The sequence below is a fragment of the Thermostichus sp. MS-CIW-38 genome (genome assembly GCF_054058415.1).
The window spans coordinates 1-1,434 of record NZ_JBSSAH010000077.1 but is presented as its reverse complement, the minus strand read 5'-3'; the positions used below and the strand labels follow the sequence as shown (position 1 = coordinate 1,434).

The following is a 1,434-nucleotide window of genomic DNA, read 5'->3' as shown; positions in this document are numbered from 1 at the left end:
TTTCGCAAGCTGGATGATCGCTATACCTATGCCGCCCACATTGCCGTTTTTCTCTGCAGCGGGTCTGGGCTGGTGTTTTTTCAGCAACTGTACCGCGCGGATTGGCCGTGGCTGGTGCCCCTGTTGGGCTGGTGGGCTTTGGGGCTAGGGATCCACAGCTTCTGGATCTTTTTTGTGGCCCGCTATCCTGTCGATGCCGGCTTTGTCGAGCTCACTCCCGACGCCGACGCACGCGAGAATCCAACGGCTGCGGAGACGGATCCCTCAGGGGCTGGCTAGAACTCAGAGGGTGGATAGCTCAACTGCTCGTGTTGCTCAACCAGAGGGGGCAGAAGAGCCACCTTGTCGTCGTTGTCGCTGCACCAGCAGGGGGGAGAGATCGCTCTCGTCGTAAATATCGCCCACCAGCTCCTCCAAAATGTCCTCCAGCGTGATCAGGCCGGTGGTGCCGCCGAACTCATCCACCACAATCCCCAGGTGTTGGCGAGAGCGCAGCATTTCCTTGAGCAACAAGCTGACCCGCTTGGTGTCCGGCACAAAAAAAGGCGGTGCCATCGCCTGGGTCACTTCGGCATTGCCTTTTTGATCCAGATGGCGCAAGGCTTGCTTGAGGTGGATAATGCCGACGATCTCGTCCTTGGATTCTCCCTGCACGGGGATGCGCGAGTAGCCCGTTTCCAAACAGAGCTTCACCACATCCTGCAGTGTTTTGTCGTGGGAGATGGTCTCCATTTTAACTCTGGGCTTGGCCACGTCCCGCGCCTGCAGCAAGTCCAAAGCCAAGGCCCCACGGAACAGCCGCCGTTTTTGCCAATCCAGCAGCCCCCGCTGCCCCAACACATCGATCAGCAGCTCCAAATCCTTGAGAGAAGCGGTGGCCGTCAGGGGGGAGAATTCCAATAGATTGAAGAGCCTGCTGACAACCCACTCAAAAGCGTCGCTAAAAGGGCGCAGCAGCACCGATAGGACATGAACAGGCCGCACCACCCAGCGGAACACCCCTAGCGGATGGCTCACCGCTAAAGACTTTGGGGCTACTTCTCCAAAGAGGAGCACCACAATTGTGGTGGGCACGGTGGCGGCCAAAGCTCCAATCTGGGTTCCCAACAGTTCAATAGAGAGGGTTGTGGCCAAAGCGGCAATGCCGATGTTGACAAAGTTGTTCACCAGCAACAGGGTGGTGATCAGCCGCGAGCGCTGTTGTTGAGCCAGTCGATACAAGCCCTGTGGATCCCCTTGTTCTTCGATCAGAGATTCCAGGCGCAGGTTGTCCATGGCCGTGATGGCGGTTTCGGCGCCAGAGCAAGCTCCTGAGAGGAGCAGCAAAAAGGCCAAGAGGAAGACATTAACCATAGCGCTCCGTTCGCGACGGCGGAACGGGATACAGGTAGCATTGGCTCATCGAGAGAAAAGCGGGTCGGCCTATTTCCATCA

The 1,434-nt window shown here is 57.7% G+C and carries 2 protein-coding genes; one reads left to right on the top strand and one right to left on the bottom strand.

Annotated features, from left to right (window positions below; all coding sequences use genetic code 11):
- Positions 1–279, top strand: a 279-nt coding sequence (locus ACVWXZ_RS14270; RefSeq protein ID WP_457482668.1) for a hypothetical protein, incomplete at its 5' end; no start/stop codon positions are given.
- 36 nt (positions 280–315) lie between these two features.
- Here ACVWXZ_RS14270 and ACVWXZ_RS14265 read toward each other — a convergent pair.
- The gene (locus tag ACVWXZ_RS14265) at positions 316–1,353 is read right to left on the bottom strand and encodes a hemolysin family protein (protein WP_457482667.1); all 1,038 of its coding nucleotides are present in this window, start codon (positions 1,351–1,353) and stop codon (positions 316–318) included.
- Positions 1,354–1,434 lie beyond the last annotated feature (81 nt).